Here is a 16,452-nt window from a genome sequence, read left to right as displayed (position 1 = left end):
AGGGGCGGCAGTGTGGACAAGGGCGTCAGTGCAGGCCGGGTTGGAGGCACAGCATCTTCCAAAGGGCGTATTCACAGCGTCAAGCGCCGTCAGTCATGGTTGACGACGATGAATTGGCGGCAACCACTCTTGCGCATGACGCAATCTGCCATTGCGGCGCCCCGGCCGCAGGATCACACTCGATCTGTGATCAACATCGTCCCCATCGCGGGGACGCAGGAGACCGTCATGAAACGCTCACTCGCGATTGCCCTGCTGGCAGGCGCCCTGGTGGCGGGCGGCGCCGCCGCTGCACCGCGCACCGTGACCGATGCGGACGCGCCACGTGCGTTGCAGGCCGATGGCCCGGTCAGCGTGAAATGGGAGGACCCGGCCAAATTCACCGAGATCCGCCAGAGCACCAACCGCTTCGAGGCCGAGCGTGGCGACTGGGTACAGCAGCTGGCACGCTACCTGCAGACCACCGCCGCCAAGCCGCTGCAGCCTGGGCAGACCCTCGATGTGACCCTGGTCGACATCAAGCGCGCCGGTGACTACGAGCCGTGGCATGGCCCGCGTGGCCGCGACATCCGGATCATGCGTGACATCTACCCGCCGCGGATCAGCCTGCAGTACACGTTGAAGGACGCCAGCGGCCGTATCGTCAGCGAGGGCGATGTGCGCCTCAGCGATACCGGCTACCTGCACAACCTGGGGCTGAAGAGCGACAGTGATCCGCTGCGCTACGAGAAGCGCCTGATCGATGACTGGGTGAAGCGGCAGCTGGCCAGCCAGGCCACCGCCGCGCGATGATCCCGGGCGGCGCGACTCACCGGTAGGTGTCGACCTTGGTCGACACGCATTCAAAGCGCCGACCAAGGTCGGCCGCTACCAGTGCCGAGCACGCCGACCAGTCCCTACCGGTAGGTGTCGACCTTGGTCGACACGCATTCAGAGCGCCGACCAAGGTCGGCCGCTACCAGAGCCGTGCGCGCCGACCGGTCCCTACCGGTAGGTGTGGACCTTGGTCGACACGCATTCACAGCGCCGACCAAGGTCGGCCGCTACCAGAGCCGTGCACGGCCAGCGTTCGGTCAGTCCTGATAGACCTTCGCCACGCGCTTGACCGCGCAGGGCAGCTGGTACGCACTCACGCCGCAGCGCGGCGCCAGTTCGGACAGCGTCGGTGCACTGCCCCACAGTTCCACCACACTGCCGATGCCGGCCTGCGCGTGCGCGGTCAGGTCCACGGTCAGCATGTCCATGGACACGCGCCCGATCAGGGCACCGGGCTGACCATCGATCAGCGCCGGGGTGCCATTCGGGGCAAACTGCGGATAACCGTCGGCATAGCCGAGCGCGACCACGCCCACGCGGGTGCGTGCCTTGGCCACGAAGCGCGCGCCATAGCCCACCGGCTCACCGGCCTCGATCCAGCGTTCGGCGATCACCTTCGACTGCATCGTCATCACCGGGCGCAGGCGCTCGGTCAGCGCGGTGTTGTCAGGCAGCGGATTGGCGCCGTACAGCATCAGGCCCGGGCGCACCCAGTCGCTGCGTACATCTGGCCAGCCCAGCAGCGCCGGCGAGTTGCACACGCTGGTCTCGCCATCGAGGCCGTCGATGGCCCGCGCGAACGTCGCCGCCTGCTCGTGGGTGCGTTCGCTGTCCAGTTCGTCGGCACGCGCCAGGTGGGTCATCAGCACGATGCGTTCGACCTGCGGCAGCGCCAACAGGCGTGCATGCGCCGCGCGGAAGCTGTCCACGTCCAGGCCGAGGCGATGCATGCCGCTGTCCAGCTTCAGCCACACCGTCAGCGGGCGCGGGCTGTCGAACGCGACCAGGGCTTCCAGCTGCCACGGCGAGCCCACCGCGAACCAGAAATCGTGTTCGGCCACCAGCGCCATGTCGCTGGGCTCGAAGATGCCTTCCAGCAGCAGGATCGGCGCACGGATGCCGGCCTGGCGCAGTTCCAGCGCCTCTTCGATGGTGGCCACGCCGAAACCATCGGCCTCGCCTTCCAGTGCCTGCGCACAGCGCACTGCGCCGTGGCCATAGGCATCGGCCTTGATGATCGCCAGGGCCTTGCCACCGCCCAGTTCACGGGCGAGCCGGTAGTTGCTGCGCAGGGCGCCCAGATCGATCAGCGCGCGGGCAGGACGCATGTGCGGTTCTCTTGTTGCGGCGCGTGACCGTACTGGCCGTAGCGGAAAATATCCAGGCCTTCGGTGCTGATCTGCGGCTGGCGCGCGCTCATCAGGTCGGCCAGGTAGCGGCCCGAGCCGCACGCCATGGTCCAGCCCAGCGTGCCGTGCCCAGTGTTGAGGTACAGGTTGCGGAACGGCGTGGCGCCGATCACCGGCGTACCGTCCGGCGTGGCCGGGCGCAGGCCGGTCCAGAACTGCGCGCGCGACAGGTCACCGCCCTTCGGGTAGAGATCGCTGACCACCAGCTCCAGGGTCTCGCGACGGCGCTGCGACAGCGACAGGTCGAAGCCGGCCACTTCGGCCATGCCACCGACGCGGATGCGGTCGTCAAAACGGGTCACCGCCACCTTGTAGCTCTCATCGAGGATGGTCGAGGTCGGCGCCATCGCCGGGTCGGTGATCGGCAAGGTCAGCGAGTAACCCTTCAGCGGATACACCGGCAGGCGCATGCCCAACGATGCGACCAGCGCCGGCGAGTAGCTGCCGAGCGCGACCACGAAGCGGTCGGCGGTTTCCAGCTTGCCGTCGATGCGTACGCCGGTGATGCGGTCGCCATCGAATTCCAGGCCGGTGATGTCCTGGTCGAAACGGAACTCGACACCGGCATCCACGCACATCTGCGCCAGGCGGCGGGTGAACAGCTGGCAGTCGCCGGTCTGGTCACGTGGCAGGCGCAGCGCGCCGACCAAGCCATCGACATGGGCCAAGGCCGGTTCGGCCTGGATGATGCCGGCGCGGTCCAGTACCTCGTACGGCACGCCGTACTGGGCCAGGATCTCGATGTCCTGCGCCGAGGCATCCAGCTGCTGCTGGGTGCGGAACAGCTGGGTGGTGCCCAGGTCGCGGCCTTCGAACTCGATGCCGATCTGCGCGCGCAGCTCGTTCAGGCAGTCGCGGCTGTACTCGGACATGCGCACCATGCGCGCCTTGTTGATCGCGTAGCGCTCGTGGGTGCAGTTGCGCAGCATCTGCCACAGCCAGCGGTACTGGGCCAGGTCCATGCCCGGCTTGATCGCCAGCGGCGCATGCTTCTCGAACAGCCAACCGATGGCCTTCTTCGGCACGCCCGGGGCGGCCCACGGCGAGGTGTAGCCGAACGACAGCTGGCCGGCATTGGCAAAGCTGGTTTCCAGCGCCGGGCCGGGTTGGCGGTCGATGACCGTGACTTCAAACCCGGCCTGTCGCAGGTACCAGGCACTGGTGGTGCCGATCACGCCGCTGCCGAGAACTAGGACTCGCATGGGACTTCTCCAACCCGATCATTCCCTGCACTGGAGCGTGCCGGGACCATAATTGGGGAAGTATAGACAGCCATTCCCAGTTGATTTGCCTGATTTGCGATCAACCGGCAGGATGTTCCCCTGCAATTCATTCCCCAAGGTTGACGGCCATGGCCACCCGTACCCGCGAACTGGACAAGATCGATCGCAAGATCCTGCGCATCCTGCAGGCCGAGGGCCGTATCTCCTTCACCGAACTGGGCGAGCGGGTCGGCCTGTCCACCACCCCGTGTACCGAGCGCGTGCGCCGGCTCGAGCGCGAGGGGGTGATCACCGGCTACCACGCCCACTTGGACCCGGCGGCGGTGAAGGCCAGCCTGCTGGTATTCGTGGAGATCAGCCTGGCCTACAAGTCCGGTGACATCTTCGAGGAGTTCCGGCGCGCCGCCCTGAAGCTGCCCAACGTGCTGGAGTGCCATCTGGTCTCGGGCGACTTCGATTACCTGCTGAAGGCGCGGATCAGCGAGATGGCCTCCTACCGCAAGCTGCTCGGCAGCACCCTGCTGACACTGCCGCATGTGCGTGAGTCGAAGAGCTACATCGTGATGGAAGAAGTGAAGGAAACGCTGAGCCTGCCGATTCCGGATTGAGTCCGGAACGGTAGTGGGGCCAGATCCCGTGCAGCGGGCTCTGACCCCCGGGTCCGTCAGCGCTGCTGCGGATGCTTCTGCGAGCGCTGTTCCTGCTGCTTGCCACCCTTGTGCGGCTGCTGCGGCTCCATCTGCTGCTGTTGCTGTTGCTGTTGCTGTTGCTGCTGTTGTTGCTGCGGGTTGCGGCCCTGCGGTTCCTTGCCGGGATGACGGTTCTGCTGGTTTTTCATGATCGCGATCCAGTGGACGAAGGACATGCGGCGGCGCAATGCCGGCGCACGGTCACGTTGGTCCCGGAACGGTTAATCGCAGGCGAAAAAGCAGTGATCTGCAGCGGGTTGTTTTCGTGCGTTCAGGCCGGACAGCGTGCGGTAGCCGCCAACCTCGTTTGGCACCCGAGATCAGCGCTTGATCTGCTGGCCATCGCCGGCCGGCACGCTGTCGTAATAGCGGCCGGTACGCGAATCGAACACGCGGTTCGGACCGGCCGGGCGTACCCCGGGGACGATGCGGCCATTGCGGTCGTACACCTTGTCGGCCGGCTTCGGCGCCGGGGTGGGCGCGATCTGGGCGGGACCGGTGGACCTGATCGGCTGCGCCGGCTGCGGCGACGGCAGGACCTGCGGCTGCGGGCGAGCGGCCTGCGGCGGCGGCATCACCGGCTGCGGTGCCACGGTGGTGGCACTGCGGGTGGCGGTCGGGCTCGACGACGTCGGTACCTGGGCCTGCGCGACCAGGGGCAACAGGGCCATCAACAGCAGGGAAAGGGTCGGTTTCATGTCACGCTCCGGCGTGGATCACATTTACCTTGCGCCTGCACCTGTGTGCCGGCCATGAACGGCCATCACACTTGCAAGCGCGCGCCGGCACCCCCACGTTTTCCGCCATCCCCAGGCCATCAACCCCCACGGAGCGCCGCCATGACTGCCTTCGACCTGACGCCCCCCACCGCCACCCAGACCGAGGCGCTGATCGCCGGCCTCAGCAGTGAAGAGCGCCGCGTGCTGCTGCAGCACGGTACCGAGGCGCCGTTCTGCGGCGTGTTCCTCGACAACAAGCGCGAGGGCGTCTACTGCTGCCGGCTGTGCGCACTGCCGCTGTTCCGCTCCAGCACCAAGTTCGATTCCGGCACCGGTTGGCCGAGCTTCTTCGCCCCGTTCGACCCGGCACACGTGCGCGAAATCCGCGATACCAGCCACGGCATGGTCCGCACCGAGATCACCTGTGCGCGCTGTGGCAGCCATCTGGGCCACGTATTCCCGGACGGCCCGCCGCCCACCTACGAGCGCCACTGCCTGAACTCCGTCTCACTTTTGTTCACCGGCAATGGCGAGCCCTGGCCCGACCCGTTGCAGCGTGGCGGCGCCGAAAGCGGCGTGGCGGGCTGAAACACCCCGCTGACCGATTTCACAGAATTCCCTCTTCAGAAAACCGGGCGACGGGCCGACAAGGAGATATCCCCTCTCCTTGCGTCGCCCCATGCTCATCATCGTTGGATTCCTGGTCGTCATCGTCAGCGTGATCGGGGGCTATCTCGGTGCCCACGGCCGCCTGGGTGCCCTCTGGCAGCCCTACGAGCTGGTCATCATCGGTGGCGCCGCGCTCGGCGCCTTCCTGGTCGGCACCCCGGCCAAGACGGTCAAGCAGACCCTGCAGGCCATGGTCGGCGTGTTCAAGGGCCCGCGCTACAAGCAGCAGGACTACATCGATGTCCTCAGCCTGCTCTATGAACTGCTCAACAAGGCCCGCCGCGAAGGCTTCATGGCGCTGGAAGACCACGTCGAGCGCCCGGCCGAAAGCGCGCTGTTCGGCAACTACCCCAAGGTGCAGGCCGACCACCACCTGATCGACTTCATCACCGACTGCCTGCGCCTGATGATCGGCAGCAACATCGAGCCACACGAGCTGGAGCCGCTGCTGGAACTGGAGCTGGAAAAGCACCACGCCGAGGCCATGGCGCCGTCGCAGGTGCTGACCAAGGTCGCCGACGGACTGCCCGGTTTCGGCATCGTCGCGGCGGTGCTCGGCATCGTCATCACCATGGGTTCGATCGGCGGGGATATCGTCGAGGTCGGCGGCCATGTGGCCGGCGCGCTGGTCGGTACCTTCCTGGGCATCCTGCTGGGCTACGGTTTCGTCGGCCCGATGGCGGCAGCGATGGAAGCGCGCGCCGAGCAGGACAGCCGCATCTACGAATCGGTGAAGACCGCGCTGCTGGCCTGCCTGCGTGGCTACAACCCGAAGATCGCGCTGGAATTCGCCCGCAAGACGCTGCCGTCGAACGTGCGCCCGGCCTTCTCCGATTTCGAGCAGCACCTGAAGACGGTCAAGTAAGCCATGGCCGAGACCAAGCCCACCGTCATCGTCCGTCGGGTCAAGAAGGCCGGCCACGCCGCCCATCATGGCGGTTCGTGGAAGGTGGCGTATGCCGACTTCGTGACCGCGATGATGGCGTTCTTCCTGGTGCTGTGGCTGATGGCCACCACCAACAAGAACGACCGTGCGGCCATTTCCGAGTACTTCCGCAACCCCAGCCCGCTGAGCGGGCAGAACGCCACGCCGGCGCCCGGCATGGCCGGCCCGGGTGGCGCCAGCACCTCGATGATCAAGCTCGGTGGTGCCACCGACATCTCGCGGGGCAGCAGCAACGATCCCTTCCAGAACCAGAAGGAAGCGGTGCCGCAGCCGGTGGACCAGCAGCAGCGCGACAAGCAGCAGCTGGAAGCGCTGATGAAGGAACTGCAGGAGGCGATCAGCAAGAGCCAGGCGCTGGAGCCGTTCAAGGACCAGCTGCTGCTGGATCTGACCCCGGAAGGCCTGCGCATCCAGATCGTGGACAAGCAGAACCGGCCGATGTTCGACCTCGGCAGCGCCACGCTGAAGCCGTACACGCAGCAGATCCTGCACGAGTTGGCCAACTACCTGAACCACGTGCCGAACCGGATCAGCCTGACCGGCCACACCGACATCACCGCCTATTCGGCCGCGCGCGGCTACGGCAACTGGGAACTGAGCGCCGATCGTGCCAACGCCGCACGGCGCGCACTGGTGGACGGCGGCCTGGAGGACAGCAAGATCACCCGCGTGGTCGGCCTGTCTTCGTCGGTGCTGTTCGACAAGGCCGACCCGCAGAATCCGATCAACCGCCGCATCAGCATCGTGGTGATGACCCAGGCCGCCGAAGCAGCCGCCCTGGCCGGTGCCGGCCCGCAGGTGGGGCTGTCGGCCCCCGCCGCCGACCCGGACGTGCAGGCCGCGCAGGGTCCGGCAAAGTAAACGGTAGGTGCGGACCTTGGTCCGCACATCCGGGAAAAGCGTGCGGACCAAGGTCCGCACCCACCAGGGGCATGACCCGGCGCACCCGCTACAATGGTGGTCTTTCCGTTTCCAGGTGACCCCACCCCATGTCCCAGAACTCCAAGGCCAAGCGCGACAAGCGCAAGAAGCAGCAGGCCAAGCGCCCGTTCCTGCGCCTGAACGCGCAGCAGCAGGTGCAGAACCATGCCGTGCTGACCAACGAAGACGGCCAGGTGGTCGCGGCCATCGGCCTGCAGGGCCGTGAGTGGCTGCTGGCCATCGGCGGCCAGACCATGGGCAACGCCGAGAACCCGGTGCCGATGCTGGCCATGCTCAAGCACCTGGCCAACGTGCAGGAGAAGGAAGGCCGCAAGGTCAACCTGGAGTACTCCGAACTGCTGCAGAAGCTGCTGGACACCCTGGCGGCCGAATCCGAGCAGACCGCCGACGAGTACCTGGACAAGCTGGTTGCCGAGTTCGAAGGCGTCGACGCTGCTGAAGGCGAGGAAGGCGAAGCCGCCGAGGGCGACGTGGCCGAAGAAGCCGCTGCCGAGGCCACTCCGGCCGCTGACAGCGACAGCAAGCCGCAGGCCTGAACCGGCCGCGGCGGTGACAGTCTACGTCGATGACGCGGTGCATCCCTGGCGCGGACAGCGCTGGGCGCACCTGATGGCCGACACCCTGGCCGAGCTGCACGCGATGGCGGCGCAGCTCGGCATTCCCCCGCGGGCCTTCCAGAACAAGGCCAGCGGTGCCCACTACGATGTCACTTCCGAGCTGCGCGCACAGGCGATCGCGCTCGGTGCGCGGGCGATCTCAAGGCACACCGACCGCGCGCTGGTCAAAGCGGTGATCGCCAACGCCAGGGCGCAGTACCGGCCGTAGATGGGAGCGCCGGGCATGGCCCGGCGCTACCGATCAATCTCAGAACGGGTCGCTGCCCAGCCGGATTTCCACGTTCAGCAGCGAGCACAGCGCCAGCATCGCGTCGTCGTCGCGGGTCAGCGCCATCACGCCGGTGAAGCCGTCGCTGCCGGCATCCACGCTCCACAGCGTGTAATTGTGCTCGCGCAGGCGGTCGAATGCGGTGGACATCAGCTGCACGCCGTCCAGGTCTTCGGCGAAGTCCTCGTCGTCCAGGTCGCCGCCCCAGTCCAGCTGCAGGTTGAAGCGCGCCGACAGCTCGTTCACCGCCGACTGCAGCGATTCCAGGTCATCTCGTTCCACCTCGAAACCGGACTGCCAGGCAATGGCCGTGAACAGCGCTGGCAGCCAGTCGCTGTCCGCTTCCAGCGGCTGCCCGTCCTCGGCCAGGTGCTCGCGCCAGCGGTTGAACTGCTGCAGGGCCAGCTCTTCGTCGCCCGGGTTGATCAGTACCAGCAGGTTCCAGACCCGCGCCTCGAAGCCGTCTTCGTCGAAGTCGTGGATGTCTTCCTCGAAGTCGAAATAGTCGCTGTTGTCGGGCATGGCGGAACTTCCTCTGGGGCAGGCCGGCATTCTACGGTTTATCCTGTGCCGCTGAAGCCGGCCTTGGTGGCCGTCACTGTGAATGAAGCGATGAGCGATACCCCTCCCGACCACCTGGCGATCAACCCGGCCAGCCCCTTCCATGATGCGCAGGCGCTGGAGCGCGGCGTTGGCGTGCGTTTCAACGACGTCGAGCGCGACAACGTCGAGGAATACTCGGTCAGCGAAGGCTGGATCCGCGTGCAGGCCGGCAAGGCCCGCGACCGCCGCGGCAACCCGATGACCATCAAGGTCAAGGGCAAGGTCGAGGCGTATTTCCTGGACCAGAAGCCGGAATAACCCGCGCCGTGGGATCGGTAGAGTCGAGCTTGCTCGACTGCTTTGCGAAAGAGCAGTCGAGCAAGCTCGACTCTACGCTTCGGGGCAGGGTCACTCGCGCTTGCGCGATTCCAGCAGGTCCAGGTTGCGGATCAGGCGCCGCGAGATCTCATCGGAGATCACCCCGCGCCGGGTCAGCCGGAACAGCTCCTCGCGCTCGGCATTGAGGCCGGCACTGCGCAGCTGGCGGTAGCCCAGTTCCATGCGCCGCACCTTCTCCGGGTCCACGTCGGGCCCGTCGCTGTCCTTCTCCAGGTGGCGCTGGTATAGCAGGCTGACCCGCGAGGCGGCGTCGTTGTACAGCTGCACGTTCTCGGTGTTCTGGTTCATCACCATCTGCTGGCGCATGCGCTCGACCCCGGCCAGCGCCGCCTTCGACGACAGCCGGCGCGCCAGATCCTCTTCCTTGCGCTCACCCGAATCGGACGGCAGCTGCAGGCCTTTCAACAGCCGCGGCAGCGCGATGCTGGCGCCCAGCAGCGAGAACAGGATCACCGACGCGGCCAGGAAGATCACCAGGTCACGCGCCGGGAACGCACTGCCGTCGGGCAGGAACAGCGGCAGGGTCAACACGCCGGCCAGGGTGATCGCACCGCGCACGCCGGCCACCGAGGTCGCCACCACGATGCGCCAGTTCGGCGCCTCGCCCCGCTCCAGGCCGCGACGACGCGCGCGCAGCAGGTTCCAGCGCAGCGACAGCCACACCCACAGCAGGCGCAGCACGACCAGTGCCAGATTGATCACCACCACATACACCAGCAGCCACCACGCACTCTGGTGGCCGGTCTCGTTCATGGTGGTGGTGGCGCGTTCGACGATGCCCGGCAGCTGCTCGCCCAGCAGCACGAACATGATGCCGTTGAAGCTGAACTGCAGCATGTTCCAGACCCCGGCACGCTGCACGCGCATGCTGCCGGAGACACGGCCGGTCAGCTCGACATAGCTCATCGCGATACCGGCAGCGACCGCGGCGAGGATGCCCGAGGCATGGATCTCTTCGGCCAGCAGGTAGGCCGCGAACGGAATCAGCAGGTTGACCAGCATCGCCGCGCCAGGCTCTTCGCCGAAGCGGCGCCACAGCCAGCGCTGGAAGGTGGACACACCCAGCGTCACTGCCACTCCCACAGCAAGGCCGGCCACCGCCACCCACACGAAGGTCAGCGAGGCGGTGGCCAGCGAGAAGGTGCCGGTCATCACTGCCGCCACCGCGAAGCGGAAGCAGACCAGGCCCGAGGCATCGTTCAGCAGCGACTCGCCCTCAAGGATGTGCATCAGGCGCTTGGGAATCGGCGCCTTGGAAGCGATGGCCCCGACCGCCACCGGGTCGGTCGGCGACACGATGGCCGCCAGCGCGAAGCACACCGCCAGCGGCATCACTGGAATCAGCCAGTGGATGAGGAAGCCGGCGCCGATGACGGTGAACACCACCAGGCCGAACGCCAGCTCGAGGATCGCGCCCTTGTCGCGGAACAGGCCCTGTTTGGGAATGCGCCAGCCATCCAGGAACAGCAGCGGCGGCAGGAACAGCAGGAAGAACACCTCCGGCTCCAGCGCGTGGCCGCGGTTGAACACGCCGGCGATGACCGCACCCAGGCCGATCTGCACCAGCGGCAGCGGCAACGAGAACGGCAGGACACGAACCAGGTAGCCGCTGGCGACAACGGCCACCAGCATCGCCAGGACGACTTCAATGGTATGCATGCTTCTTCCAGGAAGCGGCGCGCGGGGAGGCTCGCAAGCCAGCGCCGGAAACCCGGAAAAAACTACCACATGCGGCCATGACCGCGACGGCCGGGGCCGCCGCGCGTCAGCCCCGGCTCATGCCCCGTCGAAGCGGTACAGATCCATGGCGAGGAAGCCGGCATCGATACCGGCGTCGATGCGGCGTGCACCGAAGCCGCCCTCGCCGGCCGCGCCCATCGCGAAGAACAGCGGCAGCAGGTGCTCGTCGGTCGGGTGCGCACGTTCGGCGAACGGCGCCTGCCGACGGTAATCGAGCAGGGCCTGGCGGTCGTCGGCGGCCAGGCGCTGCTCCACCCACTCGATGAAGGGCCGCACGTACGGCGCTTCCTTGCCGTCCTGGTAGTCGCCCCAGTCGTGCAGGTTGTGGGTGATGCTGCCCGAGCCGACCAGCAGCACGCCCTGCTCGCGCAGCGGCGCCAGCGCGCGGCCGAGCGCGAACTGGTGCTCGGGGCCGAGCATCGGCTGGATCGACAGCGGCACCACCGGGATGTCGGCCTGCGGGCGCAGCAGCCGCAGCGGCACCCAGGCACCGTGGTCGAGGCCACGCTGCGGGTCGAGTGCCACCGGCAGGCCAGCGGCGGCGATGCGGCCGGCCACCTCTTCGGCCAGCGCCGGATCGCCCGGCGCCGGGTACTGCAGTTCAAACAGCGCGCGCGGGAAGCCGCCGAAGTCATGGATGGTCGGTGGCTGCGGATGCGCGCCGACCAGCGGCTGCCGGCCCAGCCAGTGCGCCGAGGCCATCACGATGGCGCGCGGCGTCGGCAGGTCGCGCGCCAGCTCGGCCAGGCGCACGCCAACCTGGCCCGGATGCAGGGCGGTCATCGGCGAACCATGCGAGATGTACAGCGAAGGCAGGCGGGACATGGAATTCTCCAGTTGCAGGGTCAGGCGGCGATCAGCGCGAACGCAGGGTCCACTTGCCATCGCCGACCAGGAACAGCACTACCAGCGCCAGTGCCCAGAACGCCGGGTATTCCCAGCCGCCGCCGGCATTGGCGAAACCGAAGCCGTTGGCGCCGTGCACGGTGACGATGGTGCCCAGCAGCAGCGGCACACCGACAAGGCCCACCCAGCGTGCGTAGATGCCCAGCAGGAGCGCGACGGTGATCACCAGCTCGACGCCGATGGTGAGGTAGCCGAGCACGCCGGGCAGGCCCAGCGACTCGAAGAACGCCGCCGTGCCGGCCGGGGTGAATACCAGCAGCTTGATCAGCGCATGGACCAGGAACAGCACGCCCAGGGCCAGGCGCAGCAGGGTGGCGCCGTACGGGGCCAGCGGCGAAACAGGAGCGGTCGTGGTGTGCATGGGGAAACACCTTGAAGGGAGTAGGCACAGGTTATTGCGCCTTCGTGGACCAATAAATACGATGGATTGACCGTATTTATTTCAAAAGGCGCAACAATGGACACCCTCGAGGCGATGCGCGTGTTCGTGGCGGTGGTCGAGCGCAACGGCTTCAGTGCCGCCGCCCAGGCCCTGGATATGTCCACTGCCGGCGTCACCCGCCAGGTCGCCGCGCTGGAAAAGCGCCTGTCCACCCGCCTGCTCCACCGCACCACGCGCCGGGTCAGCCCGACCAGTGCCGGTGCCGCCTACTACGCCCAGTGCGTGCGCCTGCTGGCCGAGTTCGACGCGCTGGAGGCCAGCATCGGCGCGCAGGCGCTGGAGCCCTCCGGCACGCTGCGCATCAACGCACCGGTCAGTTGGGGCATCGCCCGCCTCGGCCCGCTGCTGGCCAGCTACCGCGAACGCTTCCCGCAGGTGGAACTGGACCTGGCCCTGTCCGACCGGCTGGTGGACATGGTCGAGGAAGGCTACGACGTCGCCATCCGCATCACCCGCGAGCCGGGGCCGACGTTGATCGCGCGACGTCTGGGCGAATCGCGGGTGAGCCTGTGCGCCGCGCCGGCCTACCTGGCCGCACGCGGTACGCCACAGACGCCGCAGGAGCTGCAGGCCCACGCCTGCCTGAGCTACAGCTACTGGGCCGCTGGCGACCATTGGCCGCTACAGGGACCGGGCGGCGAAGTGAAGGTGGCGGTAAGCAGCCTGCTGCACGCCAACAACGGCGACGTGCTGCGCGAAGCGGCGATCGCCGGTATGGGCGTGATCCTGCAGCCCGATTTCCTGCTGGAAGACGCGCTGGCCGATGGCCGCCTGGTGCGCATCCTGCCCGAATGGGAGGCCTCGCCGATCGGCATCTTCGCGGTCTATACCAGCCGCAGCCATCTGGCACCGAAGGTGCGCAGTTTCATCGACCATCTGGTGGAGGCCGGGGTGTAGCCGAATCTGGCGCTTGCCGGTAGTGCCGGCCGCTGGCCGGCAATCAGACACATCCCGGTCCTGGGCGAATGCCGGCCAGCGGCCGGCACTACCACTTAGGCGGCAACCTCATCCAGCGCCTCGATGATCCGTTCCAGCGGCGCCGGCCGCCCGAGCAGGTAACCCTGCACCTGGTCGCAGCCGTGCGCAGCCAGCCAGTCCAGCTGCCCCGGCGTTTCCACGCCCTCGGCGATGATGGTCAGGCCCATGCTGTGGCCCAGCGACAGCAGCGCGCGGCAGATCGAGGCATTGCGCGGATTGGTTTCCACGTCGGCGACGAAGCTGCGGTCGATCTTCAGGATGTCCAATGGCAGGTGCTGCAGGTAGGACATGCTGGAATAGCCGGTACCGAAATCATCCAGCGACACGCTGATGCCCTGCTCGTGCAGGCGTTGCATGGTCTGCATCGCCTGCGCCGGCTTGCGCATCAGGCTGCTCTCGGTCAGCTCCACGTGCAGCGCGCCGCGGGCCAGGCCGAACTCCTGCTGCGCGCGGGTGAACTCGGCCACCAGATCGCTGTTGAAGAACTGCACCGCCGATACATTGACCGCGATCGGCAGCTCGCCCCAACCGGCCTCGACCAGCCGGCGCTGCGCCTTCGCCGCCGCACGGATCACCCAGCGCCCCAGTGCCAGGATCAGCCCGGTGTCCTCACACAGCTGGATGAACTCGTTGGGCGGGATGAAGCTGCCATCGGCCTGCGGCCAGCGCAGCAGAGCCTCCAGCGCGGCCGGGCTGCCATCGCTGGCGTGCCGGATCGGCTGGAAATACAGCTGGAACTCGTTGTCGATGGCGGCGTGGATGCGTCCGGCCAGGCGCAGGCGGTCGGCCAACCGCGTGGTCACCGCCGCGTCGAACCAGACCACCACGTTGCCTTCGGCGCGCGCGGCATGCGCGGCCTGTGCGGCCATGCCGATCACCTGCTCGGCGCTGTGGCCGTCGCCGGCAATGTGCACGGCCACGCCGATGCGCGGCTCGAACTGGTGCAGCGAATCCTTGCCGCGCATCGGCGCCGACACGATCTGCAGCAGGTCGTCCAGCACGCGCTGGGTATCGTGCTCGGCACCGATGGCGAACACGAAGTCCTCCGCCGGCTGGAATGCCAGCGTGCCGCAGCGCGCGCCCAGGCCACCGAGCCGGGTCGCCATCGACTGCAGCACCGCATCGCCGATCTCGCGGCCCAGCGTGTCGGCCACCAGCTGCAGTCCTCGCAACTGCACGAAGGCGATGGTGTAGCCCTCCTGCTGTTCGTCCAGCTGTTCGGTCAACGCACGCACGTTGAGCAGGCCGGTGGCCGGGTTGTGCCGCGCCTGGTAGGCCAGGTCGCGCTCGTAAGCCAGCCGCTCGCTCACATCCTCGGCCAGCACCAGGCAGGCGGGCTGGCCATCGAAATCGAGCTTGGACAGGTGTGCGCGCACTTCGAACACACTGCCGTCCTTGCGCCGGTGCAGGCGCACGGTGGCATCCTGCAGCTCGCCGACACGGGCCTTGGCGATCGCACCCTTCACCTCGTCCCAGCCTTCGCGCGGGCGGATGTCGAGGATGCTCATCGCCAGGAATTCCTCGCGGCTGTAGCCATACTGGCGCACGGCGGCATCGTTGACCTCGATGAAGCGCAGCGTATCCGGATCGAACACCCAGAACGGCGCTGGATTGCGGTCGAACAACAGGCGGAAGCGGCGTTCCACTTCGCTCATCTGCTCGCGGGCCTGGTAGCGTTCGCTCAGGTCGGTCAGGGCACCGATCATGCGGCGCTCGCTGTCGGCCACCTCCACCCGCTGCCCGCGTGCGCCCACCCAGCGCACTGCGCCTCCGGGCAGCACCAGGCGGAACACCTGGTCGAGCACCGCGCCACCGGCGAAGGCCTGGTCGAAGGCCTGCTGCAGGCGCGCTGCATCATCACGATGCACGCGCGCGAAGAAATCGGCCACCGGCAGCGCATCGGTCTGCACGCCGAAGATCTCACGCGCCAGCGGTGACCAGCGCAACAGTGCGGCATCCTCGTCCACGTACCAGGTGCAGACGCGCCCAACCTGGTGGGCCAGGCGCAGTTCGGCATGCCCGGTCTTCAGTTCCTCCGCCATCGACTGCTGGCGGCGGGTGCTGCGGCGCACCGCGTACAGCAGGACCAGCAGCACCCCGACGTAGGCCAGCACGATTGCTACTGACGCCTGCAGGTAGGGCCACCATGGCGCCAGCACGTCCTCATCGGCCAACCCGACCTGCACCGCCAGCGGGCTGCGCTCCAGCGTGCTGATGGTGATGATGCGCTGCACACCATCGACCGCGCCCGGCAGGCTGCCCAGCTCGACCACGGCCTGCTTGCCGAGCAGGTCGCGATGCGCGAGATCGTAGCGTCGGCCGACCGTGCCGTGCGGGTCCGGTACGCGGGCCAGCATGTAGCCTTCCGCATCGCTGATCGACACCAGCCCGTTCGGGCCAACATCGAGGCCGCCGATGATGCGCTGCAGTTCGCCGCAGCGCAGCCGCGCCAGCAACCAGCGGTCACCGGCCATCGGCAGCGCCAGCGGCACCACCCAGCCACCGTCGCTGGCGCGCAGCGGCGGGCCGATGTACAGCGAACTGCCCAGGCCGCGGCGCTGCGGATCGGTCCACAGCGGCAGGTTCAGGTCACCTTTGCCGGCCGTCAGGGCGCGGCCATAGCTGTCCAGCACCACGATGCTGTGCAGCTCGGCATGCCGGCGCAGCACGCCGCCGATGGAGGCATCAAGCAGCGCCGGCGCCTGCGCGGGCACGCTGCGGAACACTTCAACGGCATCGGCGGCGATGCCGGACATCGCCCGCTCCAGGTTGCGCAGCTCCAGCGCCAGCAGGCGCTCGCTGCCCACCGCCAGTGCACGGCTCTGGCGCTGTGCGGCCTCCAGCCGGCGGTGATGGTCGTTGGCCAGCATGGTGGTCAACCCGGCCACCAGCAGAATGCCCAGCAACACCCCGCCCCAGGTAATGGCGCGCAGCGGCCGGGCCAACGCCCGTTTCAGCGCGGGCATCGGTTGGTCTTCCTTGTGCAGTCGGCTGGCTTCATGCGCGAACGAATCCTCCACATCCCCGACCTCAACGGCCGGCGGACGCCATTCTTGACGCCTGACCCGCCCCCGCATGGCCACCTCCCCGTGTCCGCGCAGGGCTCCTGAGGCCAGCATGCACCACACCGGTGACGGCGTGAAGAT

At 67.7% G+C, this 16,452-nt stretch carries 18 protein-coding genes; 9 read left to right on the top strand and 9 right to left on the bottom strand.

Features of this window, described 5'->3' with window-relative positions; translation table 11 throughout:
• Positions 1-228: 228 nt before the first annotated feature.
• Positions 229-792 carry a DUF3016 domain-containing protein gene (locus tag ACSYAO_RS02445; protein WP_049463461.1) on the top strand — a complete coding sequence of 188 codons (564 nt, stop codon included), beginning with the start codon at positions 229-231 and terminating at the stop codon, positions 790-792.
• A 281-nt stretch (positions 793-1,073) separates the two neighbouring features.
• Here the strand turns inward: ACSYAO_RS02445 and alr are convergent, their stop codons facing one another.
• Together alr and ACSYAO_RS02435 are read right to left on the bottom strand one after the other, a co-directional pair.
• Positions 1,074-2,144, bottom strand: a complete 1,071-nt coding sequence (alr, locus tag ACSYAO_RS02440; RefSeq protein WP_049463462.1) for an alanine racemase — start codon at positions 2,142-2,144, stop codon at positions 1,074-1,076.
• Positions 2,123-3,427 carry a D-amino acid dehydrogenase gene (locus tag ACSYAO_RS02435; RefSeq protein ID WP_032128742.1) on the bottom strand — a complete coding sequence of 435 codons (1,305 nt, stop codon included), beginning with the start codon at positions 3,425-3,427 and terminating at the stop codon, positions 2,123-2,125. The genes alr and ACSYAO_RS02435 overlap by 22 nt, the downstream gene beginning before the upstream one ends.
• Positions 3,428-3,576: 149 nt before the next feature.
• On the opposite strand from ACSYAO_RS02435, the gene ACSYAO_RS02430 reads away from it, so the two are divergent.
• A complete protein-coding gene (locus tag ACSYAO_RS02430) occupies positions 3,577-4,056 on the top strand; it encodes a winged helix-turn-helix transcriptional regulator (RefSeq protein WP_005407919.1) in 480 nt (159 codons plus the stop codon).
• Between the two features lie 56 nt (positions 4,057-4,112).
• Here the strand turns inward: ACSYAO_RS02430 and ACSYAO_RS02425 are convergent, their stop codons facing one another.
• Positions 4,113-4,313 carry a hypothetical protein gene (locus ACSYAO_RS02425; RefSeq protein WP_049463463.1) on the bottom strand — a complete coding sequence of 67 codons (201 nt, stop codon included), beginning with the start codon at positions 4,311-4,313 and terminating at the stop codon, positions 4,113-4,115.
• 144 nt (positions 4,314-4,457) lie between these two features.
• A complete protein-coding gene (locus ACSYAO_RS02420) occupies positions 4,458-4,835 on the bottom strand; it encodes a hypothetical protein (RefSeq protein ID WP_049398340.1) in 378 nt (125 codons plus the stop codon).
• A gap of 141 nt (positions 4,836-4,976) precedes the next feature.
• On the opposite strand from ACSYAO_RS02420, the gene msrB reads away from it, so the two are divergent.
• The 5 genes from msrB to ACSYAO_RS02395 all read left to right on the top strand — a co-directional run bounded on the left by msrB (position 4,977) and on the right by ACSYAO_RS02395 (position 8,238).
• Positions 4,977-5,444: a peptide-methionine (R)-S-oxide reductase MsrB gene (gene msrB, locus ACSYAO_RS02415; protein WP_049463465.1), complete on the top strand. Its 468-nt coding sequence runs from the start codon at positions 4,977-4,979 to the stop codon at positions 5,442-5,444.
• A 91-nt stretch (positions 5,445-5,535) separates the two neighbouring features.
• Positions 5,536-6,390: a flagellar motor stator protein MotA gene (gene motA, locus ACSYAO_RS02410; protein WP_032128746.1), complete on the top strand. Its 855-nt coding sequence runs from the start codon at positions 5,536-5,538 to the stop codon at positions 6,388-6,390.
• A 3-nt stretch (positions 6,391-6,393) separates the two neighbouring features.
• Complete coding sequence (motB, locus tag ACSYAO_RS02405; protein ID WP_049398339.1) at positions 6,394-7,332, top strand: flagellar motor protein MotB; 939 nt, start codon at positions 6,394-6,396, stop codon at positions 7,330-7,332.
• 128 nt (positions 7,333-7,460) lie between these two features.
• Complete coding sequence (locus ACSYAO_RS02400; RefSeq protein WP_049463467.1) at positions 7,461-7,949, top strand: hypothetical protein; 489 nt, start codon at positions 7,461-7,463, stop codon at positions 7,947-7,949.
• 13 nt (positions 7,950-7,962) lie between these two features.
• On the top strand, positions 7,963-8,238 hold the full coding sequence (locus tag ACSYAO_RS02395; protein WP_049463469.1) for a DUF4031 domain-containing protein: 276 nt from the start codon (positions 7,963-7,965) through the stop codon (positions 8,236-8,238).
• Between the two features lie 39 nt (positions 8,239-8,277).
• On the opposite strand, the gene ACSYAO_RS02390 is transcribed toward ACSYAO_RS02395, so the two are convergent.
• Entirely contained in the window at positions 8,278-8,820 is a 543-nt protein-coding gene (locus tag ACSYAO_RS02390; RefSeq protein WP_005407911.1) for a DUF6630 family protein, read from the bottom strand.
• Between the two features lie 90 nt (positions 8,821-8,910).
• On the opposite strand from ACSYAO_RS02390, the gene ACSYAO_RS02385 reads away from it, so the two are divergent.
• Positions 8,911-9,159, top strand: a complete 249-nt coding sequence (locus tag ACSYAO_RS02385; RefSeq protein ID WP_032128750.1) for a DUF3297 family protein — start codon at positions 8,911-8,913, stop codon at positions 9,157-9,159.
• A 90-nt stretch (positions 9,160-9,249) separates the two neighbouring features.
• On the opposite strand, the gene ACSYAO_RS02380 is transcribed toward ACSYAO_RS02385, so the two are convergent.
• From ACSYAO_RS02380 to ACSYAO_RS02370, 3 genes are all read right to left on the bottom strand, one after another.
• On the bottom strand, positions 9,250-10,899 hold the full coding sequence (locus tag ACSYAO_RS02380) for a Na+/H+ antiporter (protein ID WP_032128751.1): 1,650 nt from the start codon (positions 10,897-10,899) through the stop codon (positions 9,250-9,252).
• 117 nt (positions 10,900-11,016) lie between these two features.
• Positions 11,017-11,805 carry a dioxygenase family protein gene (locus ACSYAO_RS02375; protein WP_049463471.1) on the bottom strand — a complete coding sequence of 263 codons (789 nt, stop codon included), beginning with the start codon at positions 11,803-11,805 and terminating at the stop codon, positions 11,017-11,019.
• A gap of 31 nt (positions 11,806-11,836) precedes the next feature.
• A complete protein-coding gene (locus ACSYAO_RS02370; RefSeq protein WP_049424804.1) occupies positions 11,837-12,247 on the bottom strand; it encodes a DoxX family protein in 411 nt (136 codons plus the stop codon).
• Positions 12,248-12,343: 96 nt separating this feature from the next.
• On the opposite strand from ACSYAO_RS02370, the gene ACSYAO_RS02365 reads away from it, so the two are divergent.
• On the top strand, positions 12,344-13,225 hold the full coding sequence (locus ACSYAO_RS02365) for a LysR family transcriptional regulator (protein WP_049424802.1): 882 nt from the start codon (positions 12,344-12,346) through the stop codon (positions 13,223-13,225).
• Positions 13,226-13,320: 95 nt separating this feature from the next.
• Here the strand turns inward: ACSYAO_RS02365 and ACSYAO_RS02360 are convergent, their stop codons facing one another.
• Positions 13,321-16,383, bottom strand: a complete 3,063-nt coding sequence (locus ACSYAO_RS02360) for a bifunctional diguanylate cyclase/phosphodiesterase (protein ID WP_049463473.1) — start codon at positions 16,381-16,383, stop codon at positions 13,321-13,323.
• Positions 16,384-16,452 lie beyond the last annotated feature (69 nt).

Origin of the sequence: Stenotrophomonas sp. STK16_22 (assembly GCF_051984505.1) — a bacterium.
Lineage (GTDB): Bacteria > Pseudomonadota > Gammaproteobacteria > Xanthomonadales > Xanthomonadaceae > Stenotrophomonas > Stenotrophomonas maltophilia_A.
The sequence above is the reverse complement of the archived record's forward strand: the minus strand, read 5'-3'. Positions and strand labels throughout refer to the sequence as shown.

Coding starts and splice junctions, on each gene's coding strand:
- ACSYAO_RS02445 (WP_049463461.1), top strand. CDS start 229: ATGAAACGCTCACTCGCGATTGCCCTGCTGGCAGGCGCCCTGGTGGCG.
- alr (WP_049463462.1), bottom strand. CDS start 2,144: ATGCGTCCTGCCCGCGCGCTGATCGATCTGGGCGCCCTGCGCAGCAAC.
- ACSYAO_RS02435 (WP_032128742.1), bottom strand. CDS start 3,427: ATGCGAGTCCTAGTTCTCGGCAGCGGCGTGATCGGCACCACCAGTGCC.
- ACSYAO_RS02430 (WP_005407919.1), top strand. CDS start 3,577: ATGGCCACCCGTACCCGCGAACTGGACAAGATCGATCGCAAGATCCTG.
- ACSYAO_RS02425 (WP_049463463.1), bottom strand. CDS start 4,313: ATGTCCTTCGTCCACTGGATCGCGATCATGAAAAACCAGCAGAACCGT.
- ACSYAO_RS02420 (WP_049398340.1), bottom strand. CDS start 4,835: ATGAAACCGACCCTTTCCCTGCTGTTGATGGCCCTGTTGCCCCTGGTC.
- msrB (WP_049463465.1), top strand. CDS start 4,977: ATGACTGCCTTCGACCTGACGCCCCCCACCGCCACCCAGACCGAGGCG.
- motA (WP_032128746.1), top strand. CDS start 5,536: ATGCTCATCATCGTTGGATTCCTGGTCGTCATCGTCAGCGTGATCGGG.
- motB (WP_049398339.1), top strand. CDS start 6,394: ATGGCCGAGACCAAGCCCACCGTCATCGTCCGTCGGGTCAAGAAGGCC.
- ACSYAO_RS02400 (WP_049463467.1), top strand. CDS start 7,461: ATGTCCCAGAACTCCAAGGCCAAGCGCGACAAGCGCAAGAAGCAGCAG.
- ACSYAO_RS02390 (WP_005407911.1), bottom strand. CDS start 8,820: ATGCCCGACAACAGCGACTATTTCGACTTCGAGGAAGACATCCACGAC.
- ACSYAO_RS02385 (WP_032128750.1), top strand. CDS start 8,911: ATGAGCGATACCCCTCCCGACCACCTGGCGATCAACCCGGCCAGCCCC.
- ACSYAO_RS02380 (WP_032128751.1), bottom strand. CDS start 10,899: ATGCATACCATTGAAGTCGTCCTGGCGATGCTGGTGGCCGTTGTCGCC.
- ACSYAO_RS02375 (WP_049463471.1), bottom strand. CDS start 11,805: ATGTCCCGCCTGCCTTCGCTGTACATCTCGCATGGTTCGCCGATGACC.
- ACSYAO_RS02370 (WP_049424804.1), bottom strand. CDS start 12,247: ATGCACACCACGACCGCTCCTGTTTCGCCGCTGGCCCCGTACGGCGCC.
- ACSYAO_RS02365 (WP_049424802.1), top strand. CDS start 12,344: ATGGACACCCTCGAGGCGATGCGCGTGTTCGTGGCGGTGGTCGAGCGC.
- ACSYAO_RS02360 (WP_049463473.1), bottom strand. CDS start 16,383: ATGCGGGGGCGGGTCAGGCGTCAAGAATGGCGTCCGCCGGCCGTTGAG.